Here is a 21,668-nt window from a genome sequence, read left to right on the forward strand (position 1 = left end):
CCGTCTTGCCATTTGCTTGATAATGCCGGACCTTGTGCGGCCTAGTGCTGGCCGTCGGCTTCGTCCTGTTCCAGCTCGGCTTCCATTTGCGCACGGATGGCGGCAAAGAACTGGTGGATTTCCTGCACGTCAGGAGAAATGGCGGCCAGCCATTGTTCGCGCTGGCTGCTGTCGCTGTTGTCGATGTAGGGGCGCATTTCCGGGTCGGGGTGGCGTTCGAAAGCCAGCGCCATGATGGCCGTCAGGGCGCCGGCATGCTCGGCATCGTCAAACAGCAGGTTCCAGTCGTCCTGTTGCAGCTGCATGCCTTCGACAAAGCCTTCGGCCCAGTCGTTGCCGTGTACCACGCCACTGGCGTCGGCATCCAGCCAAGGTTGGAACTCGCTGCCTTGCTGCAGGGTGTGGGCGATGTCCAGCCAGTGGCCCATCAGCAGCGCCACGAATTTTTCCAGATCCTTTTCGCTGCGGAAGGCCTGTTCGTCATCGAAGGCCTCGCCCAGAATCAGCGGCAGGCATTCGGTGGGCTTGATGGCCTCCGGCCCGCACAGCAGGGCGGTGAAGAAGCCATCCAGTTTTTCCAGGTTCATGCACTGCAGGCGCTGGAAGCGTTGCAGGGTATCGGACAGGCGTTGGTAGTCGTTATCCGTCAGCGGTGCGTGTTTCATCGGCGGGCATCTTTCAGTGGCAATGGCGCATTATCGCCGATAGGCCATGTGGCTGACCAATCTCAATTCTTGCCGGCTCATTCCTTCCAGCGCATCGGCGGCAAGGCGGCGAAGGCTTCGCGCAAGGCCTGGCCCCAGCCGGTATGCAGTTGCTGGAAATAGGGATCTTGCTCGGTGATGCGCTGGTGGATGCCGGGGCCGAAGTCGTCCTTGTCATACACCAGCATGTCGATGGGCAGGCCCACCGACAGATTGCTCTTCATGGTGGAGTCAAAGCTGATCAGCGCGCATTTGGCGGCGTCTTCCACCGGGGTGTGGTAGTTGACCACGCGGTCGATGATGGGCTTGCCGTATTTGGCTTCGCCGATCTGGAAGTAGGGCGTGTCCTGGGTGGCTTCGATGAAATTGCCCTGCGGGTAGATATTGAACAGCCGGGGTGCCTCGCCCCGGATTTGCCCGCCCAAGAGGAAGGAACAGCCCACTTCGATCTTGGACTGGCTCAGCGCCGGGCCGTCGCGCTCGGCGATTTCGCGCAGGGTATCGCCCACCAGACAGGCGGCATCGTACATGGAGGGGACGTTGAGGATGTTCTGCTCGTCCCGTCCGGCACTGGCGCGCTGACGCAGCAGGCTGACCACGCTCTGGGTGGTGGCCAGGTTGCCGGCGGACAGCAGCACCAAGAGCCGCTCGTCCGGCTGCTGGAAAAACTGCATTTTGCGGAAGGTGGACACATGGTCCACCCCGGCATTGGTGCGGGAGTCCGACGCAAACAGCATGCCGGATGCCAGATTCATGGCGACGCAGTAAGTCATGATGCGGCTACTTGTGTGGTGGAGTTAAAGGCAATCTAGCCGGCTTGTTACTGGCCGTCCAGCCAGACGCGCGCCTGGGCGCTCATGCTTTCGGTGCCGCCGCCAAAGCGTACGCCGCGTACCGGGCAGGCATCCAGATAGTCCATGCCGATGGCCAGCTTGAGGTGATGCTCGTTGGCGGCCACCGCATTGGCCACGTCAAAGCTGTGCCAGGCACCGTCTACCCAGGCTTCGGCCCAGGCATGGCTGGAAACGTGGTCGGCGGCGTGGGCCGGCGAGTAGACATAGCCACTGACATAGCGCGCCGGGATGCCCAGCTGGCGGGCGCAGCTGAGAAAGACGTGGGTGTGGTCCTGGCAGACGCCAGCCCCCTTGGCAAAGGCATCGGCCGCCGGCGTGTGGCTCTGGGTTTCGCCGGGCAGGAAGGGCATGTGTTCGCGTATGCCCTCGACCAGGCTCTGCAACTGGCCCAGGCTGGGGGTTGGCTGGCGATAGCCGGCGGCAAACTTGCGCAGTGCTTCGTCCGGGGTGGTCAGCTCGGTCTGGCGCAGGAAAAACAGTGGCGGCAGGGTGTCGCACACCGGCGCGGTATCCTCGGTTTCCACCGTGCCGCTGACCTTGATGCGGATTTCCTGATGCGGGTAGTCCAGTGTCAGCACGTGCAAGATATTGCCGTAGCTGTCGGTGCTGCGATGGGCGGATTCTGGCAATTCCAGTTGCCAGTCCAGAATGCGCAGGCCATTGCCACCCTGTGGAGTCAGGCGCAAATACTGGGTGCTGTGGCGCACCGGGCTGTCGTAGCGGTACAGCGTTTCATGACTGATGGCGAGTCTCATGACCATATCCTTTGGCGTTGCCTGGTATCAGGCGGTTTCCAGATAGCTGTGATGAATTGCGCTGCCCAGCAGATTGATGTCGTCGATCAGGCTGTCCAGCGTCTGTTCCAGCCCATCGGCAAAGATGTCCTCGATGCTGCTGTAGGTGAGCCGGGCCTGGATTTCGCTGGCGCGGCGGCGCGCGGCGCGGCCGGCCTGGCCTTCGATGCGTGCCAGTACCTTGTTGATTTCACCAAAGCAGGCGCGCAGGCTGCGCGGCATGTCGTTGCGCAGGATCAGCAGCTCGGCGACCCGCTGCGGGGTGATGCTGTCGCGGTAGATGTCGCGGTAGGCTTCAAAGCCGGACACCGAGCGCAGCAGCGCGGCCCACTGGTAGTAGTCGAGGATGTTTTCCGCTTCCGGCTCGTTGTCGCTGATCTGCTTGGTTTTCACGTTGAGGATGCGCGCGGTGTTGTCGGCACGCTCCAGAAACGTCCCCAGCCGGGAGAAATGGAAGGTGTCGTTGCGCAGCATGGTGCCGTAGCCGGCACCGCGAAACAGGTGCGAGCGTTCGCGTACCCATTCCAGAAAGGTTGATGCGCTGCGGGTATCCAGCCCGCGCCGTTGCCACTCGCGCATTTCCAGCCAGGTGCCGTTGACCTGTTCCCACATTTCCGAGGTGATCTTTACCCGCACCACGTGGGCGTTTTCGCGGGCGCTGCGCATGCAGTTGTAGATGCTGCCGGGGTTGTCGCCATCCAGCGCCAGATAGTGCAATACGGTCTGCGGGGTGGGGGTGCGGTGACGCTGCAGAAAATTGGCGGTGCTGCCGGTGACATCCAGCGGCACCAGCAAGTCGTCCTGCGATGAGGCATGCAGCAGCGACATCTGCAGGCTGACATCCAGCAAGCGCGCGGTGTTCTCGGCGCGTTCCATATCACGTGCCATCCAGTACAGGCACCCTGCCATTCGGCTCAGCATGTGATGTCCTCCTTCAGAATCCAGGTGTCCTTGGTACCGCCGCCTTGGGATGAATTGACCACCAGCGAGCCTTCACGCAGGGCGACGCGGGTGAGGCCGCCGGCCACCAGCTGCACTTTCTTGCCGGACAGTACGAAGGGGCGCAGGTCGATGTGGCGCGGGGCAATGCCGGCCTCGACAAAAGTGGGGCAGGTCGACAGCGACAGCGTGGGCTGGGCGATGAAGTTGGCCGGGTCTTGCAGAATGCGCAGCCGGTAGGCGGCGATTTCCTCCTGCGTAGCTGCCGGGCCGACCAGCATGCCGTAGCCGCCGGCACCGTGGACTTCCTTCACCACCAGCTCGGGCAGGTGGTCCAGCACGTAGGCCAGATCTTCCGGCTTGCGCAGCTGCCAGGTGGGCACATTGTGCAGGATGGGTTCTTCGCCCAGATAAAAGCGGATCATGTCCGGCACATAGGGGTAGATGGACTTGTCGTCCGCCACGCCGGTCCCCACGGCATTGCACACGCTGACCCGGCCTTCACGATAGACCGACATCAGCCCCGGCACGCCCAGCATGGAACCGGCGTTGAAGGCCAGCGGGTCCAGATAGGCATCGTCCAGCCGGCGGTAGATCACATCCACCCGCTGCGGGCCGGAGGTGGTGCGCATGTAGACATGGCCGTTCTTGACGAACAGATCCTGCCCTTCCACCAGTTCCACCCCCATCTGGCTGGCGAGGAAGGCGTGTTCGAAATAGGCGCTGTTGTACTGGCCGGGGGTGAGCACCACCACGGTGGGGTTGTCCACCTCGGGCGGTGCCACGGCACGCAGGGTGTCCAGCAGCATATTGGGGTAGTGCTCGACCGGGGTGATGTCGTGGCTGGCGAACAGCTCGGGGAACAGCCGCATCATCATCTTGCGGTTTTCCAGCATGTAGCTGACGCCGGACGGGGTGCGCAGATTGTCTTCCAGCACGTAAAAGCCGCCATCGCTGTGGCGGATGATGTCCACCCCGGCGATGTGCGCGTACACCTGGCGCGGCAGGTCTATGCCCTGCATGGCCAGCTGGTAGCCGGCATTGGTGAGGATCTGCTCTGGCGGAATGATGCCGGCCTTGAGGATGTCCTGCTCGTGGTAGATGTCATGCAAAAAGCGGTTGAGTGCGGTGACGCGCTGGATGCAGCCGGCTTCCAGGGTTTTCCATTCGGCGGCGGAAATGATGCGTGGGATGGTGTCGAAAGGGATCAGCCGTTCGGCTCCGCTTTCGTCGCCGTAGACGGCAAAAGTGATGCCGACGCGGCGAAACAGGGTGTCGGCCTCGGCCTGCTTGTTGCGCAGCCAGTCGGGTGCTGCCTGGTTCAGCCAGCTGGCAAAATGCTGGTAGGACGGACGGACATCCTGTCCGGCAGCCAGCATCTCGTCGTAGTGGGTGTGATCTAGCGGTGTGATCTGGTGCATCGCGCATTCCCCCTTGGTGGCTTGTGATGAACACTACGCAATAAGCATGCCCAGCCCGTGGCAACAGGCTGGCGGCGGACGGTTGCGCACGGCGGTGCAAGCGGGGGCGGGCAGGAAGGAGGCGAGGTGGGGCTGTGCGCAGCAGTGTGCAGCAGTGTGCAGCACATGGGCAGGGCCGCTTATTTTATAGGGATTGCTTAAGACAGGGTTGACGCACTACATAAACTGCCGCGTATGCACCGGATTGAACCGGGCCGATCTGCGCTGGTGCGTGGCGGGCTTGAGAATGGTGCAGGCTGATTGGCCGCTAGCAGGGGAGGCCGGGCAGGCGGCGCGTGAGAACCGCCTGCCGTGGTACTGCTGCCGTGACGGCGGGGCTTACAGGATTTCGGCGATATTGCGCGCGGCGCGCTTGGCATCGAGGAAAATCAGCCCCAGCTTGGCTTCGCGGCGGGCAATCACGGTGAGTACGGCATCACGGCCGGCATAGCTCATCAGGATGTAGCCGTTGTCGCCCTTCACCATCACCTGTTCCAGTTCGCCGCGTGCCAGTTCCTTGGCGGTGCGTTCGCCCAGCGACAGCATGGCAGCCGCCATGGCACCGACACGGTCTTCGTCCACATCCTGCGGCAGCAGGGCGGCCATGGTCAGGCCGTCGGATGAGATGATGGCCGACGCTTCGATGTCGGCGGATGCACCGTTAAGGTCACTCAGGATGGACTTGAGCATCTGTTCACGCATGGTTTTCTCCAGTGGGTATTCTTGGCCCGCGCCGCGGGCTGCTTCTTGTTCAAGCGTAACGACGACTGAGTAGCTCGATCAGCGTCACGAAATGTTCGTCCTGCAGGCGTGGTGTGCCACCAATCACCAGCACGAAGGATTGCTGCCCGACATGCAGCGGGTAAAACCCCAGCTCGCTGTGGCCGGCCGGATTGCTGATGGCCCAGGCCAGGTTGCTGATGTTGAGGTTGTTTTTCAGCAGCAGGGCGTGGCGGCGGTTCAGCGAAATGATGTCGCCGGCCAGGGCGGCGATTTCCTCGGCCGACTCATGATGAAAGCCGGCGGTGGCGTAATACAGGCCGTTGTCGTCGGCCAGCAGGGCGCGCCCGTTGCCGGACAGCGCCGCCAGCAGCGAGGGCAGCTGGTTTTCCAGGTTGATGGCCAGCGGCGGGCGCGGCTGTTCGGTGCCGTGCACGAACTCCAGCCGCTGCAGCCGGTACAGTGTTTCCAGCCCTTTGCCCAGGTCGTTGCCACTCCATTCTTCCAGCAGGGCCTCGGTCAGCGGTACGGAATGGCCCAGCCGCAGGATCTGGGTCAGCAGAATGCGCGCGGCATCCTGCTCCGGACTTGACACGGCATAGTAGGCACCGGCAGGGCTGGCGATGGGGTAGAGCGTGTCCTTGAGCGAAAGGTGGTCTGACATAATCAGCTTTCCAGCCCGGGGTCGATGGAGAACAGCAAGGCCAGTACCAGCTTTTTCACGTCCTCGCGCGAGCGGGCATCGATTTCGAAAATGGGTGGCCGCATGTCGAATTTTTCCAGCAGGGCGGCATAGGTTTCAATGCTGGGGGTGGCGCGCAGATCGGTCTTGGTGACGCCGATCACCAGCGGTGCCGCCTTGAGCATGTCGCGGAAGGCATTGAGGAAAAACTGCAAATCCTTCACCGGATTGGCGCGGGTATTGTCCAGCAACAGGATCAGGCCGATGCCGCCCTGGCTGAGGATGTCCCACATGAAGTCGAAGCGCTCTTGCCCCGGCGTGCCGTACAGGTGCACCTTGGTGCTCTCGTCAAGCATCAGTACGCCGTAGTCCAGTGCCACCGTGGTGGTGTCCTTGCGGTTCAGCGTCATGTCGGAGGCGCGGGCATCGGTGGTGACCGGTGCGATATCGCTGATGGCACCGATGGCGGTGGTTTTGCCGGCGCCAACCGGGCCGGCGAAGATGATCTTGTTATCGTAAGCGCGCATGGGATTCCGTATTCCTGGTTACAGGCCAATGACCTTTTTCAGCAGGCGCGACAGCAATCTGCCGCTGCTCTGCGCCGGCTTGGCCGGACTGGGTGCCGGTGCCGGGCTGCTGTTCTGCGGGCTGCTGGGGGCTGCCACCGTTTCCACTTTGCCGCCGGGGCGGACCGGCTCGGTGGAAATGACCGACAGCTGGGGGCTGCGGCTGGGCAGATCCAGAATGCCGATGCCGTAGGCAGCCGCCAGATAGTTGAACAGATCTTCCGGCGGTACTTTGAGCAGGCGGGTAATCAGTTTCAGATTGACCGGCGTGCGGGTCAGAAAAGCCGTGATGCGCATGGCCTCCGGAATGGGAGGCAGCCGCGTCAGATTGGGCCAGTAGCGCAGCCGGATCGGGGTGTCGGTGGCGATGCCGCGCATCAGCCGGCCTCGGCAAGTCCAGATGGCCAGCTGCCAGGCCAGGGTTTGCGGGCGGATTTCCAGCGGCGACGGGGTGACCGCACTGTTGGCATAAGGCTGCTGGTCGACCTCATGGCTGGGGGCACTGCACAGCGACTGCAGGGTTCCCAGTGGTTGCAGCAGCAGCGCCTTGTCCTGCGCCGGCAGCAATACCAGCACCGGGACTTCGCGCACCCGGATCACCGCGGCGGTGCGCTGGCGCAGCAGGCGTGCCACCAGGCCGAACAGGCCGGCGCTGGGGTCGAAACGTTCGAAGCTGATCTTGCCGCCCGCGCTGGCCGGGCTGCTCTGGCCCTCCGGCAGCATGCTGCGCACCACTTCCGCGGTGGCGGTGTCTGCACTGTGCTCCGCCTCGGGGACAGGGTCGGGCAGATCCATCAGTTGCGGCAGGTCGGACGGGGCCGGGCTTTGCTGTTGTTGCTGGGCGGCCGCGGCGGCTCGGTGGGCCTGCTGCGACAGGGTAATGACCTCGTCCAGGGTTGGTGCCACGCTGGCCACATAGGCGGCAGCCGCGCTGTGGTCGCTGGCGGAACTGACGGGACTTGGGGAGCTGGCAGAACTGGCCGGCACCACCACGGCGGCTGGCGTGACGGCAGCTGCTTGCGCTGCCTGTGACACGGCGGTGCTGAGCCGGATGGCTGGTGTGCGGTCATTGGCCAGTAGTTCGCGCATTTGCGGGAACAGGGTTTCGATGCGCACCGGCTTGCGCAACACGGCAGCCGGTGCTTCGCCGGCACGGGGCGGGGTGGTGGTGACAATCAGCGCCGGCAGATGCGGGTGGCTGGCGCGGAAATCATGCCAGGCATTCCAGCCGTCCACGCTGTCGACATCGACAATCGCCAGGTCGGGCGCATGGCCGGGGGCTTCGTCCAGCAACTGGTATAGCTGGTGCGAATGGTGCATGCGAAAGGCCATGCGGAAGACCGATAGCTTGCGCGGGTCCATGCCCACCGGCATGACGGTGATGAGCTGGGGTTGGGGTGCGTTGCTGAGCATCATGATCCGGGTTCTCAGGCCGCAAGCCGGTGCTGGTTGAGGCGTTGTTGCATGGTCTGGACGAAGCGGCCGAGCATGCCGGTGATTTCTTCCGGCGGCGTGGCGAGTCGGTCTCTTATCTGTTTGGCCAGCCAGGTGAAGCGGGCCAGGTCGCCCAGGTGTTCGTACAGGTTCAGCAGTGGCGGATAAAGCTGGGCCTCGGCCGGACTGGCGAGAATGGCGGTTTCCAGGGTCTGGATGGCCATGTCGATCTGGCCGAATTCGATGAACTGTTCGGCCTCGCTCAGGGCGTTGTCGAGCGGGCTGGCAGTAGCCGGCGAGTGATCCGCCGTCACCAGTTGCCGCCACTGCGGCGGCGTGCTCACCGGCTGGATGTAGGCGAAGCGGCGGCCCAGTTCTTCCAGTGCCAGCCGGTCGGGCTGGGATTCCAGCGCGAGCAGCAGCGGGTGCTGACCCAGCTGGCAGCCCAGCTGCAGCAGCTGCTGCTTCAGTTGATGACCGAAATTGCCCACGCTGACATGAAACTGCCACAGGTAGCGGCAGAACAGCGGCAGGTTGCGCGTCATATAACAGGCGCGCAGGGTGTCGATCAGCCGTGTCAGTGCCGCGTCCGGTGCGCTGGCCAGCTGTTGCAGGGCCGGCAGGGCCGCGGCGGGCTGGTGGCAGGCCAGCAGGATGCGCGCTTGCCGCTCCGCTGGCAGCAAGCTGGTCAGCAGATCGATTTCGCGCTGGCTGAGCGGTGCCAGTTCGGCCTGGCCGACCAGCAGCGGTACCCGCTGCATCTGGCTGGCCAATTGCACGGCCTCATCCGCACTCACGGCCGGCTGGCCCGGGGTTTGCATCACGGTGCGCAGCAGCAGGTCTTCATTGTTCGTCGCCGGCAGCTGATCGCCCAGTTGCCGGTTCACTTCTTCGATGCCCAAGCCCAGCCGGCTTTCGGCCAGTACGCGCAAGGCCAGGTTTTGCGGGTCCTGCTGCAGGCCGGCGAATACCGCCTCGGTCAGTTGCTGGCGGTCCAGCAGGCTGCGTTCGTGCAGGCGCTCCAGCATGTCGCTGTAGTCGTCTATCCAGTCCAGTTGCAGATAGAGTTCGGCCAGGCGGCGGACATGCGCCGGTGCATTGCTGGACGGGCCATCGACATAGGTGCGCAGGGCGAGGGCGGCCTGTTCCAGATAGCCGAACTCAAGGAAAACCTCGATTTCCGCCAGGGCGTCCAGATCGTCCACCTCGTAGGACAAGGTCTGGTCTTCGCTGTCTTCCGGCGCTGTCTCATCCGCTACTGCAGGTTCTGGGGGGCTGGCCGGGCGTGCCGGCTGGCGGATGACGGCTTCGGGCAGCAGATCCGGGCGGCGCGGCATGCTGTTGCTGCCGGGCTGGCGACGCAGCAGGGTGCGCAGCGTCATGCCGATGAGCAGCAACAACACGGCCACGGCGGCCAGCGCCTCGGGCGAAGCGCTCAGTTGATCAAGCAGGGGGGCGAAACTGTTCATGCGCGGTGCCGCTCAATCCAGGGTGAAGTCGGCGGCGGTGATCAGGTCCGTGCCACACTCCAGGGTTTCAAACCAGTCGAGGAAGCGCTTGACCATGTCCTTGCCTTTGAACGAGCCGCCGTGCTGCGGCACGATCCACTCCACGTCCAGCTGGCGCACCATTTGCACCCACAGCCGGCAGGCCTTGTTATTGGTCATGTAGCGCTTGTGAAAGCCCAGCATGTGGCTGTCGATCAGATGGGCGTCGAAGTCGCTTACCGGTTTGCCGGCTTCGTGGCCATCCATCAGCGAAGCGCCGATGTCGCCGGAGAACAGGATTTTGCTGATGGGGTCGTACACCTGGAAGAAGCCGACGGTATGCAGATAGTGCGCCGGTACCACCTTGAGGGTGGATTCGCCCAACGTGACATTCATGCCGCGCGGCGGAATGGGAATCAGCCGGCCTTCGGTCACACCGCGAATACAGAAGTGGGGCAGAAAGCGCACCCATTCCTGGGCGATGATGATCTGGGCATCGGTGATCAGCAGCCAGCCATTGGCCGAGGCGATGATGTCCGGGTCCTGGTGCGAAGCAAAAATATAGCGGGTGTGCGAGGGCAGGAAGTAATCGGCCAGTTCGGCGATCAGATGCTTGTAGGTGAGGTTGCCACCGGGGTCCAGCAGCATGCCGTCACCCTTGTCGATGATGGCAAACTGGTTGGACTGGATGCCTTCACCCTGTACCAGTTCGGTAAAGGCGACGCATTTGTGATTGCCATCATCGTAAAGCACCAGAGCCATGGCTGTTCCTTGCGTGAAAATTGCCGTCAGAGGGGAAATCCGGCAGGCAATTCTGCTGACGCGGCCCGACCCGGCTAGAGTCTGCTGTCCGCCGTCATCAATACTTGTGAGAAGGTGTTTATTATTTTCATTTCGATATAAATCGTTTTGATATGAGTCAAGGATGGCGGAAATGCAGGCTGAATATTCAATCGGAATATAAGTTTTGCGTGCCACAGGGAATGTGCATTGAATATCAGGGACTTCTGACGCGGCGGCCCACCGCGCCCCGCAGGGTGGCTTTGCCGCTGGCTAATGGGCTTTCAGTTGGCGCATGGCCTCGGTGATGGCCCGGACGATGGTTGGGTCGGTTTGCGGGTTGGCCGCCAGGTAGAGTTCCTCGCCTTGCGGCATGTTCAGCACGGGCTGGAACTGCTCATCCGGCATTTTCAAGCGCGCCAGCTGGCTGCGTAGCTGCTCGGGATCGGCAATCAGCAGCTGTGCGGCACCGCTCAGCAAGAGTCGCGGGCATTCCTGTGGGCTATTGGTGGTGAGGAACTGGCTGTTTTGCACGAAACCGGCTTTGATCAGGAATTCTTCCTGCACGTCGTGGTTGCCAACACAGACCTTGCAACAGCTTTTCACTTGCTCCAGCGACTGGGGCTCCGCCGTGGTGTCGCTGCTCAGCCGATAGAAAACCCGCTGCATGTGGCCAAGCGGCCCCAGCCAGACAAACTGCTTTTCGCGTGTGCTGGTGCGGGCAATGGAGTAGATCAGGGTATTGGGACGGGTGGCGGCGATGCGATAGGCCCTGGCCCAGGGCAGGACCTGGATATCGGCCTTCAGCCCGGCATGCGCCAGAATGTCTTTGACCAGCTGGGTATTGCGCCCGGCGACATTGCCCTGGGCGTCGATGGTGCTGAGCCAGGAAGAGTTTTCTGTCACCACCAGCAGCTTGCCGTCGGCCACGGCAGCGTCAGGCAGACAGAAGCACAGCGCCAGCAGCAGCGCGTGGCCTAGCCGGGCAAGGGGTGAGCGGCAGCTAGTCATGATCAGGCTCTCCGGTGATGGCTCATTTAGAGCTAACAAAAACCTGGCGCGGCGTTGCGCCTGCTTGTCCCAGGGGCGCTGCGCTATATTGTTCGCCGCGTTCGGTCTGTAACAAAGTATAAACGCTGCAAATGACAAAAGCCGCAGGGTATGCCCCCGCGGCTTTATCCTTGCCAACAGTCAGCTGTTTACAGCTTGCCGTCCAGCCAGGCCGGCAGGCTGGCGAGCGCCGCTGCCAGGTTTTCCGGCTGGGTGCCGCCTGCTTGTGCCATGTCCGGACGACCACCGCCCTTGCCACCCACTTGCAGGGCGACCTGGTTGACCAGCTCGCCGGCCTTGACCTTGCCGGTCAGGTCCTTCGAGACGCGGGCAATCAGGCTGACCTTGCCGTCGGCCACGCAGGACAGCAGCGCCAGGCCGCTTTCCAGCTTGTCCATCACCTTGTCGCTCATGTCGCGCAGGGTGGCGGCGTCGATGTCCTCGATCTTGCAGATCAGACAAGCCACGCCCTTGATGCTTTGCTGCTGGCTGGCCAGCAACTGGTCGAGCTGGCCCAGTGCCAGTTGGCCCTTCAGCTGCTGCGCCTGTTTCTGCGCGGCTTTCAGTTCGGCCTGCAGTTTTTCCAGCTTGGACAGCAGTTCGCCCGGTTGGGCCTGAGCGATGGCAGCGGCAGCTTTCAGTTCGCCATCCTGTGCTTGTACCAGTGCCACGGCACCTTCGCCGGTCACGGCTTCGATACGGCGCACGCCAGCAGCCACGCCGGTTTCGGCGATGATCTTGAACAGGCCGATGTCACCGGTGCGCTTGACGTGGGTACCGCCGCACAGTTCGGTGGAGAAGTCGCCCATCTTCAGTACGCGTACGGTGTCGCCGTACTTTTCGCCGAACAGGGCAATCGCCCCGGCCTTGATGGCGTCGTCGTAGGACATGTGGCCGACGCTGACTTCCACGTTATGGATGACCACGCGGTTGACGATGCGCTCCACTTCCGCCAGTTGTTCGGCCGATACCGGCTCGTTGTGCGCGAAGTCGAAGCGGGCACGTTCCGGGTTCACCAGCGAACCCTTCTGGGCGACATGCTCGCCCAGTACATGGCGCAGGGCGGCATGCAGCAGGTGGGTAGCCGAGTGGTTGCGTGCAGTGGCTGCGCGCTGGTGCAGGTCGATGGTGGCGCTCACGCTGTCGCCCACCTTCAGGCTGCCACGGGCCAGACGGCCCTTGTGGCCGAATACTGCGGCTTGCACCTTCTGGGTGTCGGCCACGTCGAACAGTGCAGCCACGCCGCCCTGGGCAGAGATTTCACCCACATCGCCCACCTGACCGCCGCCTTCGGCGTAGAAGGCGGTGTTGTCCAGCACCACGATGCCTTCGTCGCCGGCCTCCAGCTGCTGTACGGCTTCATTGCCCTTGTACAGCGCCAGCACTTTGGCATCCACGCTGGTGGATTCGTAGCCGTTGAACACGGTATCGGCACCGCTATAGTCGACATTGCCGGCCATCTTGAAGGACGAGGCAGCACGGGCGCGTTCGCGCTGGGCTTCCATCGCCTTGTCAAAACCGGCCTGATCCACTTCCACTTCGCGTTCGCGGCAGATGTCGGCGGTCAGGTCCAGCGGGAAGCCGAAGGTGTCGTACAGTTTGAAGGCGGTTTCGCCGTCCAGTACCTTGCTGTTGGCGGCCAGTGCGGTTTCCAGCAGTGCCATGCCCTTGTCCAGGGTTTCGGCAAAGCGCAGTTCTTCCTGGCGCAGGCTGTCTTCGATCTCGGCCTGCTTCTGGCGCAGTTCCGGATAGGCATCGCCCATTTCGGCGGCCAGATCAGCCACCAGCTTATGGAAGAACAGACCCTTCTGACCCAGCTTGTAACCGTGGCGGATGGCGCGGCGGATAATGCGACGCAGCACATAGCCACGGCCGTCGTTGGACGGAATCACGCCATCGGCAATCAGGAAGGAACAGGCGCGAATGTGGTCGGCAATCACCTTGAGCGAGGGAATGTCCATGCTGAAAGGCACGCCGGTTTCACGGGCAGCGGCTTTCAGCAGGTTCTGGAACAGGTCGATCTCGTAGTTGGCGTGTACGTGTTGCAGCACGGCCGAGATGCGTTCCAGGCCCATGCCGGTGTCAACCGACGGCTTGGGCAGCGGGTTCATCGCGCCGGTTTCGTCGCGATTGAACTGCATGAACACGTTGTTCCAGATTTCGATGAAGCGGTCGCCGTCTTCTTCCGGGCTTCCCGGAGGGCCGCCCCAGATGTGGTCGCCGTGATCGTAGAAAATTTCGGTACACGGGCCGCAGGGGCCGGTGTCGCCCATCTGCCAGAAGTTGTCCGAGGCGTAGGGTGCGCCCTTGTTGTCGCCGATGCGGACAATCTTGTCGGCCGGTACGCCGATTTCCTTGTTCCAGATATCAAAGGCTTCGTCGTCGGTGGCGTACACCGTCACCATCAGCTTGTCCTTGGGCAGTGCCAGCCATTGCTCGCCGGTGAGGAATTCCCAGGCGAAGTGGATGGCATCACGCTTGAAGTAGTCGCCGAAGCTGAAGTTGCCCAGCATTTCGAAGAAAGTATGGTGGCGCGCGGTGTAGCCGACGTTTTCCAGGTCGTTGTGCTTGCCGCCGGCGCGTACGCATTTCTGGCTGGTGGTGGCGCGGCTGTAGGGGCGCTTGTCAAAGCCGAGAAACACGTCCTTGAACTGGTTCATGCCGGCATTGGTAAACAGCAGGGTGGGGTCTTCCCACGGTACCAGCGAACTGGAGGCTACTACCTGGTGGCCTTTGGAGGCGAAGAAATCCAGGAATTTCTGGCGAATTTCTGAGGTTTTCATGTCGTTTTCGTCGAGATTGAATTCGTTGGCATCGGCGTGGGGGCTGATGCTGAGCATGCTGGATTGTGTCAAGCCACAACAAGGCTGGCAAGGGCTTCGGCTCCGGCCGCGCTCAGTCTGCGCTGTCCGGCGGGAAATCTTCATCCATGGGGCTGCCTGCCATCACCTTGCGGATGATGTCCATGCCAAAGCCGCGCGCGGCCAGAAAGCGCATCTGGCGGGCTCTTTCCTGCGGGGTGTCGGCTACGCTGCCGAATTTTCTTTCCCACTGGCTGCGGGCCAGGCTCAGGTCGTCGCGATCTTCCAGTACCTGGGCGATGTCTTCCTTGCCCACACCACGCTGACGCATTTCCTGTTGCAGGCGGCGGCTACCGTATTTCTGACCCTTGATATCGGCAAACTGCTGGGCAAAACGGCTATCGGACTGCCAGTTACGCTCGGCCAGTTCGTCCAGCAGGGTGGCCAGTTGCTCTGGGCTTTCGGCAAACGGCGCGAGCCGCCGCTCCAGTTCCCGCCGGGTGTATTCCCGGCGGGACAGGAGATCGACGGCTCGCGCCTTCAGGCTTTTTTCCATCGACAAGCCGGTGCGTTTCACACGTCCAGCGTATCGTCGGCCAGCTCTTCGTCGTTCTCGGTAATTTCTACCTTGATGCCGACGGCGTCACGGATCTTGGCTTCGATTTCCTGGGCAATGGCCGGATTGGATTTCAGCCATTCGCGGGTATTGTCCTTGCCCTGGCCGATTTTCTGGCCGTTGTAGGCATACCAGGCACCGGACTTGTCAACAAAGCCATGCTTGACGCCCAGCTCGATGATTTCACCTTCGCGGCTGATGCCTTCGCCGTACAGGATGTCGAAATCAGCCTGGCGGAACGGCGGCGATACCTTGTTTTTCACTACCTTGACGCGGGTCTCGTTACCGATGACTTCGTCACCCTTCTTGATGCCGCCAACGCGACGGATGTCCAGGCGCACCGAGGCGTAGAACTTCAGTGCGTTACCACCGGTGGTGGTTTCCGGGTTGCCGAACATCACGCCGATCTTCATGCGGATCTGGTTGATGAAGATCACCAGGGTGTTGGTGCGCTTGATGTTGGCGGTCAGCTTGCGCAGGGCCTGGCTCATCAGGCGGGCTTGCAGGCCAACGTGGCTGTCGCCCATTTCGCCTTCGATTTCCGCCTTGGGGACCAGGGCAGCCACCGAGTCGATCACGATCACGTCCACGCCGCTGGAACGGACCAGCATGTCGCAGATTTCCAGTGCCTGCTCGCCGGTATCCGGCTGGGAAATCAGCAGGTCTTCCACCTTTACCCCCAGCTTCTGGGCGTAGATCGGGTCCAGTGCGTTTTCGGCATCGATATAGGCGCAGGTGCCGCCCAGCTTCTGTGCTTCGGCCACGGCCTGCAGACACAGCGTGGTTTTACCGGAAGATTCCGGGCCGTAGATTTCCACGACACGGCCACGCGGCAGACCGCCGATACCCAGCGCCAGGTCCAGGCCCAGCGAGCCGGTGGAAACCACCTGCAGGTTTTCATTGATCTGGTTGTCGCTCATCCGCATGATCGACCCCTTGCCGAACTGCTTTTCGATCTGGGCAAGGGCAGCCGCCAATGCGCGGCTCTTGTCTTCTGACGCCATGCTGTCTCCAATTGCGTGTAGTGGGACCAATAGATGGGGGATTATCGCACAAAGCCAAGAGCCGACAAATGCGAATGGCAGCTTGAAATGACGCCAACACGCGCAACATGGTATTGATGGAGAGGCTGGCCGGAATCGCCCGGTCAGGTAAAATGAGAGCATGATGAACGAGCGCGCACAACGTCTGCTGAAAACGCTGATCGAACGCTATATCGCCGATGGTCAGCCGGTGGGATCGAAAACCCTGTCCATGCTGTCTGGCATGGAGCTGTCGTCCGCGTCCATCCGCAACATTCTGGCCGATCTGGAAGGCATGGGGCTGATTGCCTCGCCGCACACTTCGGCCGGACGCATTCCCACGGCCAAGGGCTATCGCCTGTTTGTCGATCACCTGCTCACCATCCAGCCGCTGGAAGAACTGGCCATGCGCGAGCTGCAAAGCAGCCTGCAGCCGGACAGTCCGCAGCGCATTGCCCAGGCGGCGTCCACCCTGTTGTCCGACCTCACTCATTTTGCCGGGGTGGTGGTGACGCCGCAGCGTTCCGACGTGGCCTTCCGCCAGATCGAATTCCTGCGCCTGTCCGAGCGGCGCATCCTGATGATTCTGGTGACGCTGGATGGCGATGTGCAGAACCACTTGCTGTCCACCGAGCGCGATTACAGCCCCAGCGAGCTGATCGAAGCCGGCAATTTCATCAGCCAGCATTACGCCGGCCAGGGCCTGAGCGCCATTGCCAGCCTGGTGGCTACCGAACTGCGCGAACTGCAGGGCAATATCACCGAGCTGATGTCGGCCGCAGTACGTTTTGGCCAGAGCTCACTGGGCAGCCCCAGTGATGCGGTGGTGATTGCCGGCGGCATGAATCTGCTGAATGTGCGCGACCTGTCGGAAGACCTGTCGCGGCTGCGTGAGCTGTTTGCCACTTTCGAGCGCAAGACCGAACTGCTGAAGCTGCTCAACCAGGGCCAGGAAGCCCAGGGTGTGAACATTTTCATCGGCGAAGAGTCTGGTGTGATGACGCTGGACGAGTGTTCGGTGGTGACTGCGCCTTATCGCATCAACGGCCTGGTGGTCGGTACACTGGGTGTGGTCGGCCCCACCCGCATGGCCTATGAGCGGGTGATTCCCATCGTGGACATCACCGCCAGACTGGTCTCCAGCGCGCTCTCCTACTAAGCCGCCACGACGGCACCAAACGGAACCCCCTGATGAAACGATTGTTGATGGCTGCCGCCCTTGCCGGCGGCGTGATGTCTTCCCTGGCGCAAGCCGATGCGGCTTTTCTGGCCCGCCCCGATGTACAGCGCTATATCGACGAGCAGGTCGCCAGTGGCGTGTTCAATCGCCCGGAGCTGGAGGCGGTGTTTGCCAATGTGGAAATCAAGCCCAATATCATCGCCATTCTCGACAAGCCTTCCACTTCGCGGCCGTGGTATCAGTTCCGCTCCAGCTTTTATAACGAGCGCCTGCTGAAGAGCGGCGTGGCCTTCTGGCAGCAGCATGCCGCCGCCTTGCAGCGTGCCGAGCAGGTATACGGCGTGCCGCCGGAAATGGTGGTGGCCATTCTGGGCATCGAAACCAATTACGGCCGCAATACCGGCAGCTTTCGTCTGGCGGATGCGTTGTCCACCATCGCCTTCAACTACCCGCGCCGCGCCGAGTATTTCCGTGGCGAGCTGACCGAATTCCTCAAGCTGGCCAAGGAAGAGCGCATCGACCCGCTGTCGCTGAAAGGCTCTTACGCCGGCGCGATGGGCCTGCCGCAATTCATGCCGTCCAGCTTCCGCAAATGGGCGGTGGATTTTGATGGCAGCGGTCATCGCGATATCTGGAACAACGTCGACGATGCCATCGGCAGCGTGGCGCATTACTTCCAGCTGCAAGGCTGGCGTCATGGCGACGACGTGATCGTGCCGGCAGCCGTGCAACCCGGTGTGGATGTCAGTGCACTGGTGGCCGACAAATTCAATCTGCACCTGACGGTGGGCGAACTCAAGGCACGTGGCGTGTTGCCGCAGGCCCAGGTGGCCGACCAGGTGCCAGCCGTGCTGGTGCCGCTGGAAACCGCGCCCGGGGTCACCGAATACTGGCTGGGGCTGAACAATTTCTACGTCATCACCCGCTATAACAAGAGCACCTTGTATGCCAAGGTGGCACAGGAACTGGCCGCCGAACTGCGCCTGCGTTATCTGAATGCCCAGGCGCTGCAGGCGGCCCAGCCGGCCGCCACGGCAGCCGAGCCGACCCCGGCCCAGTAAGGCCGGGCCAGCCGGCAGGCGGCTCCAGCCAAAAGGAGTCGCCTTGCCGGCCAATTGCCATTAAAATCCGCCCCCATGAGCTATCAAGTCCTTGCCCGCAAGTGGCGCCCCAAACGCTTTGCCGATCTGGTCGGTCAGGAGCATGTGGTGCGCGCCCTCTCCAATGCCCTGAATGAAGAGCGGCTGCACCACGCCTATCTGCTGACCGGCACGCGCGGGGTGGGCAAGACCACCATCGCACGCATTCTGGCCAAGAGCCTCAACTGCGAAACCGGCACCACCGCCGAGCCTTGCGGCGAGTGTTCCGCCTGTCGCCAGATCGACGCCGGCCGCTTTGTCGACTTGCTGGAAATCGACGCTGCCTCCAATACCGGCATCGACAATATCCGCGAAGTGCTGGAAAACGCCCAGTACGCGCCCACTTCTGGCCGCTTCAAGGTCTACATCATCGACGAAGTGCACATGCTGTCGAAGAGTGCCTTCAACGCCATGCTGAAGACGCTGGAAGAGCCGCCGGCCCACGTCAAGTTCATCCTGGCTACCACCGATCCGCAAAAAGTGCCGGTCACGGTATTGTCGCGTTGCCTGCAGTTCTCGCTGCGCAATATGACGCCACAGCAGGTGGCAGGCCATCTGGCACATGTGCTGGAGGTGGAGCAGCAAAGCTTCGAACCGGCCGCGCTGGCCTTGCTCGGCCGTGCTGCTGCCGGCTCGATGCGCGATGCACTGTCGCTGCTGGATCAGGCCATTGCCTATGGCATGGGCGAGGTGAAAGAAGAGGGCGTGCGCGCCATGCTGGGCGCGGTGGATCGCCGCTACCTGTTTGTCTTGCTGGATGCGCTGGCGGCAGGTGATGGCCCGCGTCTGATGGCCGAGGCCGAACAGCTGGCACAGCGCGGTATCGGTTTTGACAGCGTATTGGCCGAAATGGCCGTCTTGCTGCAGCAACTGGCCATGGCGCAGACCGTGCCTGCGGCCATTGCCGATGACGAGCCAGAGCGCGAAGCGCTGTTTGCACTGGCCAGCCTGATCGCACCGCAAGATGTGCAGCTTTACTATCAGATCGCCATTCATGGCCGCAAGGACTTGGCACTGGCACCAGATGAGCACGCGGGCTTCAATATGACCCTGCTGCGCATGCTGGCCTTCCATCCGGCCCATGCCCAGCCCGACAGCGTGGCCGCGCCACGCAGTAACGCTGCAGCGGCTGTCACCCGGCCGGCACCGGCAGCGATGCCGGCCCAGTCCGATGCCGGGGCTGACGGTTCGGCTGCTGCCCGCGCCTTGCTGGCTGGTCTGGGTAATCGTAAGCCAGCCAGCCGACCGGCTGCGCAAGAGCCTGCCGCGGCGGCTGACGCCGAACCCGAACCTGCCCCCGCGCCGCTAGCCGCGCCGGCGCCACTGCCGTCTGTCACGCCTGCTGCACCTGTTGCGCCAGTGGTGCCAGTGGTGCCAGCCGAGCCCGTTGTGACTGCGCTAGCTCCGGCAGCCATTGCACAGCCCGCCCAGCTTGCCGTCGCAGACGATGAGCGCGACGACGAGGATGAGGCCGAGCCTGACAACACCGCACCGTGGGACGAGGCCGAGGCGGAAGAGGCCATGCCGGCCTATGCCATGGCCGAAGAGTCGGTCACGGTGGATACAGCGCCTTATCAGTTTGATGGCGACTGGGGTGCGCTGGTCACCCTGCTGGGCACCCGTCTGGGCGCTTCGCGCATGCTGGCGCACAATGCCGTGCTCAAGGGCTGGAGCCAGTCGCGGCTGGAGCTGGCGGTGCCGGACAGCTTCCGCCACATGGCCACCCGCGATTATCAGGAAAAACTCAAGGCTGCGCTGGCCGAGCAGTTCGGTCAGCCGGTAGAACTGGTGGTGACGATAGAGGAACTGGGGCTGGAAACACCGGCCATGCAGGGCGCTCGCCACCGCCAGGAACAATTGGCCCAGGCCCGGATTTGCCTGGAAAACGATCCGGTGATTCAGCAACTGGTGCGCGATATGGGCGCTACGCTGATCGCCGAAACGATTCAACCTGTTCAGGAGTTGTGAAATGTTCGGTAAAAACGGTATCGCTGGTCTGATGAAGCAAGCCCAGCAAATGCAGGAAAACATGAAAAAGGCCCAGGAAGAGCTGGCCACGGTGGAAGTGGAAGGCCAATCCGGTGCCGGCCTGGTGAAAATCGTCATGACCTGCGGCCACGATGTAAAGCGCGTGTCCATCGACGACAGCCTGCTGGACGATGCCAAGGAAGACAAGGAAATGCTGGAAGACCTGATCGCCGCCGCCGTCAACGACGCCGTGCGCAAGGTGGAAGCCACTTCCCAGGAAAAGATGTCCGGTTTCACCAATGGCCTGAATCTGCCGGCCGGTATGAAACTACCCTTCTAATCCAGCCTGCACGGCCAGCCGCGTTGCGGCCCGGTCGTGACGCATGGCGGGGCTTGATGGCGCCGCAGACACCAGAGAGCTGCTATGGAGCAGGTATTGCACGGTCATTGCCTGTGTGGCGCGGTACGGTATCAGTGCCAGGGCCGGCCTCTTGGTGTGTCTTACTGCTATTGCAAGACCTGTCAGCTGGCTGCCGGTGCACCGGTTTATCTGGGGGCGCTGTTTGCCCGCCACGCCGTCAGCTGGCAAGGTGCCACCACGGCCTATCGCTCGTCACCACTGGGGCTGCGGCATTTCTGCCCGGTCTGTGGCAGCACCCTGTTTTATGAATGTACCGATGGCAGCCAGCGGCTGGAAATTACCGTCGCCACGCTGGAACAGCCGGAGCAGCTGCCACCCGATTGCCATGAGTGGATGGACAGCGCCATTCCCTGGTTTCACCTCGACGATGCCTTGCCGCGTTATGCGCAGGGCGGGCCGGACTGAAGCCGGTTTACCTTCCCTTATCCTTTCCTGCCTGTTTGCCGATGAAAAACCCACCCGCGCTTGACCAGTTGATTGCCGCCCTCAAGGTATTACCCGGTGTCGGCCCCAAAACCGCCCAGCGCATGGCCTTCCATTTGCTGCAACGGGACAAGACCGGTGCCGACAAGCTGGCGCGGGCGCTGGACCGGGCCTTGACCAAGCTGACCCATTGCGAACGCTGCAATACCTTCAGTGAAACCCCGCTGTGCAGTATTTGCGCCGACCCGGAACGCCGGCCGGATCAACTATGCGTGGTGGAAATGCCGGCTGATCTGATGACGCTGGAGCAGGCCAAGTGTTATCAGGGCCTGTATTTCGTGCTGATGGGCCGTATATCGCCGCTGGACAATGTCGGCCCCAAGGACGTCAATCTGGACAAGCTGATGGTGCGGGCGCTGGATGACGTAGTGGAGGAGGTGGTGATCGCCACCAACTTTACTGCCGAGGGTGAGGTCACCGCCCACATGATTGCCGAGCTGCTGAAAGAGCGCGGCCCCAAGGTGTCACGCATCGCCCGTGGCATGCCGGTGGGCGGCGAGCTGGAATATGTCGACCTGAGCACGCTTGCGCAGGCGGTGTACGAGCGCAAACCGGTGGCCGAGTAGCC

At 62.4% G+C, this 21,668-nt stretch carries 21 protein-coding genes; 6 read left to right on the forward strand and 15 right to left on the reverse strand.

Annotation, left to right across the window (positions count from 1 at the left end; all coding sequences use genetic code 11):
- Positions 1-41 precede the first annotated feature (41 nt).
- The 15 genes from DBR44_RS08255 to recA all read right to left on the reverse strand — a co-directional run bounded on the left by DBR44_RS08255 (position 42) and on the right by recA (position 15,891).
- Positions 42-665: a YecA family protein gene (locus DBR44_RS08255; RefSeq protein ID WP_124643608.1), complete on the reverse strand. Its 624-nt coding sequence runs from the start codon at positions 663-665 to the stop codon at positions 42-44.
- Between the two features lie 77 nt (positions 666-742).
- Entirely contained in the window at positions 743-1,477 is a 735-nt protein-coding gene (locus DBR44_RS08260) for a proteasome-type protease (protein WP_103523430.1), read from the reverse strand.
- 47 nt (positions 1,478-1,524) lie between these two features.
- The gene (locus tag DBR44_RS08265) at positions 1,525-2,313 is read right to left on the reverse strand and encodes a transglutaminase family protein (RefSeq protein ID WP_124643609.1); all 789 of its coding nucleotides are present in this window, start codon (positions 2,311-2,313) and stop codon (positions 1,525-1,527) included.
- 27 nt (positions 2,314-2,340) lie between these two features.
- Positions 2,341-3,273, reverse strand: a complete 933-nt coding sequence (locus tag DBR44_RS08270) for an alpha-E domain-containing protein (RefSeq protein ID WP_124643610.1) — start codon at positions 3,271-3,273, stop codon at positions 2,341-2,343.
- Positions 3,267-4,712, reverse strand: coding sequence for a circularly permuted type 2 ATP-grasp protein (locus DBR44_RS08275; protein ID WP_124643611.1), 1,446 nt, complete (start codon positions 4,710-4,712; stop codon positions 3,267-3,269). Before DBR44_RS08275 ends, DBR44_RS08270 begins: the two co-directional genes overlap by 7 nt.
- A 378-nt stretch (positions 4,713-5,090) precedes the next feature.
- A complete protein-coding gene (locus DBR44_RS08280) occupies positions 5,091-5,453 on the reverse strand; it encodes a roadblock/LC7 domain-containing protein (protein WP_059284502.1) in 363 nt (120 codons plus the stop codon).
- Between the two features lie 49 nt (positions 5,454-5,502).
- Entirely contained in the window at positions 5,503-6,135 is a 633-nt protein-coding gene (locus tag DBR44_RS08285; protein ID WP_124643612.1) for a roadblock/LC7 domain-containing protein, read from the reverse strand.
- 2 nt (positions 6,136-6,137) lie between these two features.
- Positions 6,138-6,680, reverse strand: coding sequence for an ATP/GTP-binding protein (locus DBR44_RS08290; protein WP_124643613.1), 543 nt, complete (start codon positions 6,678-6,680; stop codon positions 6,138-6,140).
- Between the two features lie 18 nt (positions 6,681-6,698).
- Positions 6,699-8,135: a hypothetical protein gene (locus tag DBR44_RS08295; RefSeq protein ID WP_124643614.1), complete on the reverse strand. Its 1,437-nt coding sequence runs from the start codon at positions 8,133-8,135 to the stop codon at positions 6,699-6,701.
- Positions 8,136-8,146: 11 nt separating this feature from the next.
- A complete protein-coding gene (locus DBR44_RS08300; RefSeq protein ID WP_124643615.1) occupies positions 8,147-9,622 on the reverse strand; it encodes a hypothetical protein in 1,476 nt (491 codons plus the stop codon).
- A gap of 12 nt (positions 9,623-9,634) precedes the next feature.
- Positions 9,635-10,402 carry an MBL fold metallo-hydrolase gene (locus DBR44_RS08305; protein WP_103523438.1) on the reverse strand — a complete coding sequence of 256 codons (768 nt, stop codon included), beginning with the start codon at positions 10,400-10,402 and terminating at the stop codon, positions 9,635-9,637.
- 291 nt (positions 10,403-10,693) lie between these two features.
- Entirely contained in the window at positions 10,694-11,431 is a 738-nt protein-coding gene (locus DBR44_RS08310) for an ABC transporter substrate-binding protein (protein WP_124643616.1), read from the reverse strand.
- Between the two features lie 188 nt (positions 11,432-11,619).
- Positions 11,620-14,253, reverse strand: a complete 2,634-nt coding sequence (gene alaS / locus DBR44_RS08315; RefSeq protein ID WP_124644019.1) for an alanine--tRNA ligase — start codon at positions 14,251-14,253, stop codon at positions 11,620-11,622.
- A gap of 112 nt (positions 14,254-14,365) precedes the next feature.
- A complete protein-coding gene (recX, locus tag DBR44_RS08320; RefSeq protein ID WP_124643617.1) occupies positions 14,366-14,827 on the reverse strand; it encodes a recombination regulator RecX in 462 nt (153 codons plus the stop codon).
- A 17-nt stretch (positions 14,828-14,844) separates the two neighbouring features.
- Positions 14,845-15,891: a recombinase RecA gene (gene recA, locus DBR44_RS08325; protein ID WP_124643618.1), complete on the reverse strand. Its 1,047-nt coding sequence runs from the start codon at positions 15,889-15,891 to the stop codon at positions 14,845-14,847.
- A 160-nt stretch (positions 15,892-16,051) separates the two neighbouring features.
- Here recA and hrcA point away from each other — a divergent pair, with 160 nt between their 5' ends.
- From hrcA to recR, 6 genes are all read left to right on the forward strand, one after another.
- Entirely contained in the window at positions 16,052-17,068 is a 1,017-nt protein-coding gene (gene hrcA, locus DBR44_RS08330) for a heat-inducible transcriptional repressor HrcA (RefSeq protein WP_124643619.1), read from the forward strand.
- A gap of 32 nt (positions 17,069-17,100) precedes the next feature.
- Positions 17,101-18,150, forward strand: a complete 1,050-nt coding sequence (gene mltB, locus DBR44_RS08335) for a lytic murein transglycosylase B (protein ID WP_124643620.1) — start codon at positions 17,101-17,103, stop codon at positions 18,148-18,150.
- A 75-nt stretch (positions 18,151-18,225) separates the two neighbouring features.
- Complete coding sequence (dnaX, locus tag DBR44_RS08340; RefSeq protein WP_124643621.1) at positions 18,226-20,196, forward strand: DNA polymerase III subunit gamma/tau; 1,971 nt, start codon at positions 18,226-18,228, stop codon at positions 20,194-20,196.
- A 1-nt stretch (position 20,197) separates the two neighbouring features.
- The gene (locus DBR44_RS08345; RefSeq protein ID WP_103523444.1) at positions 20,198-20,536 is read left to right on the forward strand and encodes a YbaB/EbfC family nucleoid-associated protein; all 339 of its coding nucleotides are present in this window, start codon (positions 20,198-20,200) and stop codon (positions 20,534-20,536) included.
- Between the two features lie 156 nt (positions 20,537-20,692).
- Positions 20,693-21,022, forward strand: coding sequence for a GFA family protein (locus DBR44_RS08350; RefSeq protein WP_158613580.1), 330 nt, complete (start codon positions 20,693-20,695; stop codon positions 21,020-21,022).
- Between the two features lie 41 nt (positions 21,023-21,063).
- Entirely contained in the window at positions 21,064-21,666 is a 603-nt protein-coding gene (recR, locus tag DBR44_RS08355) for a recombination mediator RecR (protein WP_124643623.1), read from the forward strand.
- The last annotated feature ends 2 nt before the right edge of the window (positions 21,667-21,668 follow it).

Source organism: Aquitalea sp. FJL05, assembly GCF_003852595.1.
GTDB lineage: Bacteria > Pseudomonadota > Gammaproteobacteria > Burkholderiales > Chromobacteriaceae > Aquitalea > Aquitalea aquatilis.

Bases quoted from the DNA above. Each gene is read 5' to 3' on its own strand.
- DBR44_RS08255 (WP_124643608.1), bottom strand. From the start codon at position 665: ATGAAACACGCACCGCTGACGGATAACGACTACCAACGCCTGTCCGAT.
- DBR44_RS08260 (WP_103523430.1), bottom strand. From the start codon at position 1,477: ATGACTTACTGCGTCGCCATGAATCTGGCATCCGGCATGCTGTTTGCG.
- DBR44_RS08265 (WP_124643609.1), bottom strand. From the start codon at position 2,313: ATGAGACTCGCCATCAGTCATGAAACGCTGTACCGCTACGACAGCCCG.
- DBR44_RS08270 (WP_124643610.1), bottom strand. From the start codon at position 3,273: ATGCTGAGCCGAATGGCAGGGTGCCTGTACTGGATGGCACGTGATATG.
- DBR44_RS08275 (WP_124643611.1), bottom strand. From the start codon at position 4,712: ATGCACCAGATCACACCGCTAGATCACACCCACTACGACGAGATGCTG.
- DBR44_RS08280 (WP_059284502.1), bottom strand. From the start codon at position 5,453: ATGCGTGAACAGATGCTCAAGTCCATCCTGAGTGACCTTAACGGTGCA.
- DBR44_RS08285 (WP_124643612.1), bottom strand. From the start codon at position 6,135: ATGTCAGACCACCTTTCGCTCAAGGACACGCTCTACCCCATCGCCAGC.
- DBR44_RS08290 (WP_124643613.1), bottom strand. From the start codon at position 6,680: ATGCGCGCTTACGATAACAAGATCATCTTCGCCGGCCCGGTTGGCGCC.
- DBR44_RS08295 (WP_124643614.1), bottom strand. From the start codon at position 8,135: ATGATGCTCAGCAACGCACCCCAACCCCAGCTCATCACCGTCATGCCG.
- DBR44_RS08300 (WP_124643615.1), bottom strand. From the start codon at position 9,622: ATGAACAGTTTCGCCCCCCTGCTTGATCAACTGAGCGCTTCGCCCGAG.
- DBR44_RS08305 (WP_103523438.1), bottom strand. From the start codon at position 10,402: ATGGCTCTGGTGCTTTACGATGATGGCAATCACAAATGCGTCGCCTTT.
- DBR44_RS08310 (WP_124643616.1), bottom strand. From the start codon at position 11,431: ATGACTAGCTGCCGCTCACCCCTTGCCCGGCTAGGCCACGCGCTGCTG.
- alaS (WP_124644019.1), bottom strand. From the start codon at position 14,253: ATGAAAACCTCAGAAATTCGCCAGAAATTCCTGGATTTCTTCGCCTCC.
- recX (WP_124643617.1), bottom strand. From the start codon at position 14,827: ATGGAAAAAAGCCTGAAGGCGCGAGCCGTCGATCTCCTGTCCCGCCGG.
- recA (WP_124643618.1), bottom strand. From the start codon at position 15,891: ATGGCGTCAGAAGACAAGAGCCGCGCATTGGCGGCTGCCCTTGCCCAG.
- hrcA (WP_124643619.1), top strand. From the start codon at position 16,052: ATGATGAACGAGCGCGCACAACGTCTGCTGAAAACGCTGATCGAACGC.
- mltB (WP_124643620.1), top strand. From the start codon at position 17,101: ATGAAACGATTGTTGATGGCTGCCGCCCTTGCCGGCGGCGTGATGTCT.
- dnaX (WP_124643621.1), top strand. From the start codon at position 18,226: ATGAGCTATCAAGTCCTTGCCCGCAAGTGGCGCCCCAAACGCTTTGCC.
- DBR44_RS08345 (WP_103523444.1), top strand. From the start codon at position 20,198: ATGTTCGGTAAAAACGGTATCGCTGGTCTGATGAAGCAAGCCCAGCAA.
- recR (WP_124643623.1), top strand. From the start codon at position 21,064: ATGAAAAACCCACCCGCGCTTGACCAGTTGATTGCCGCCCTCAAGGTA.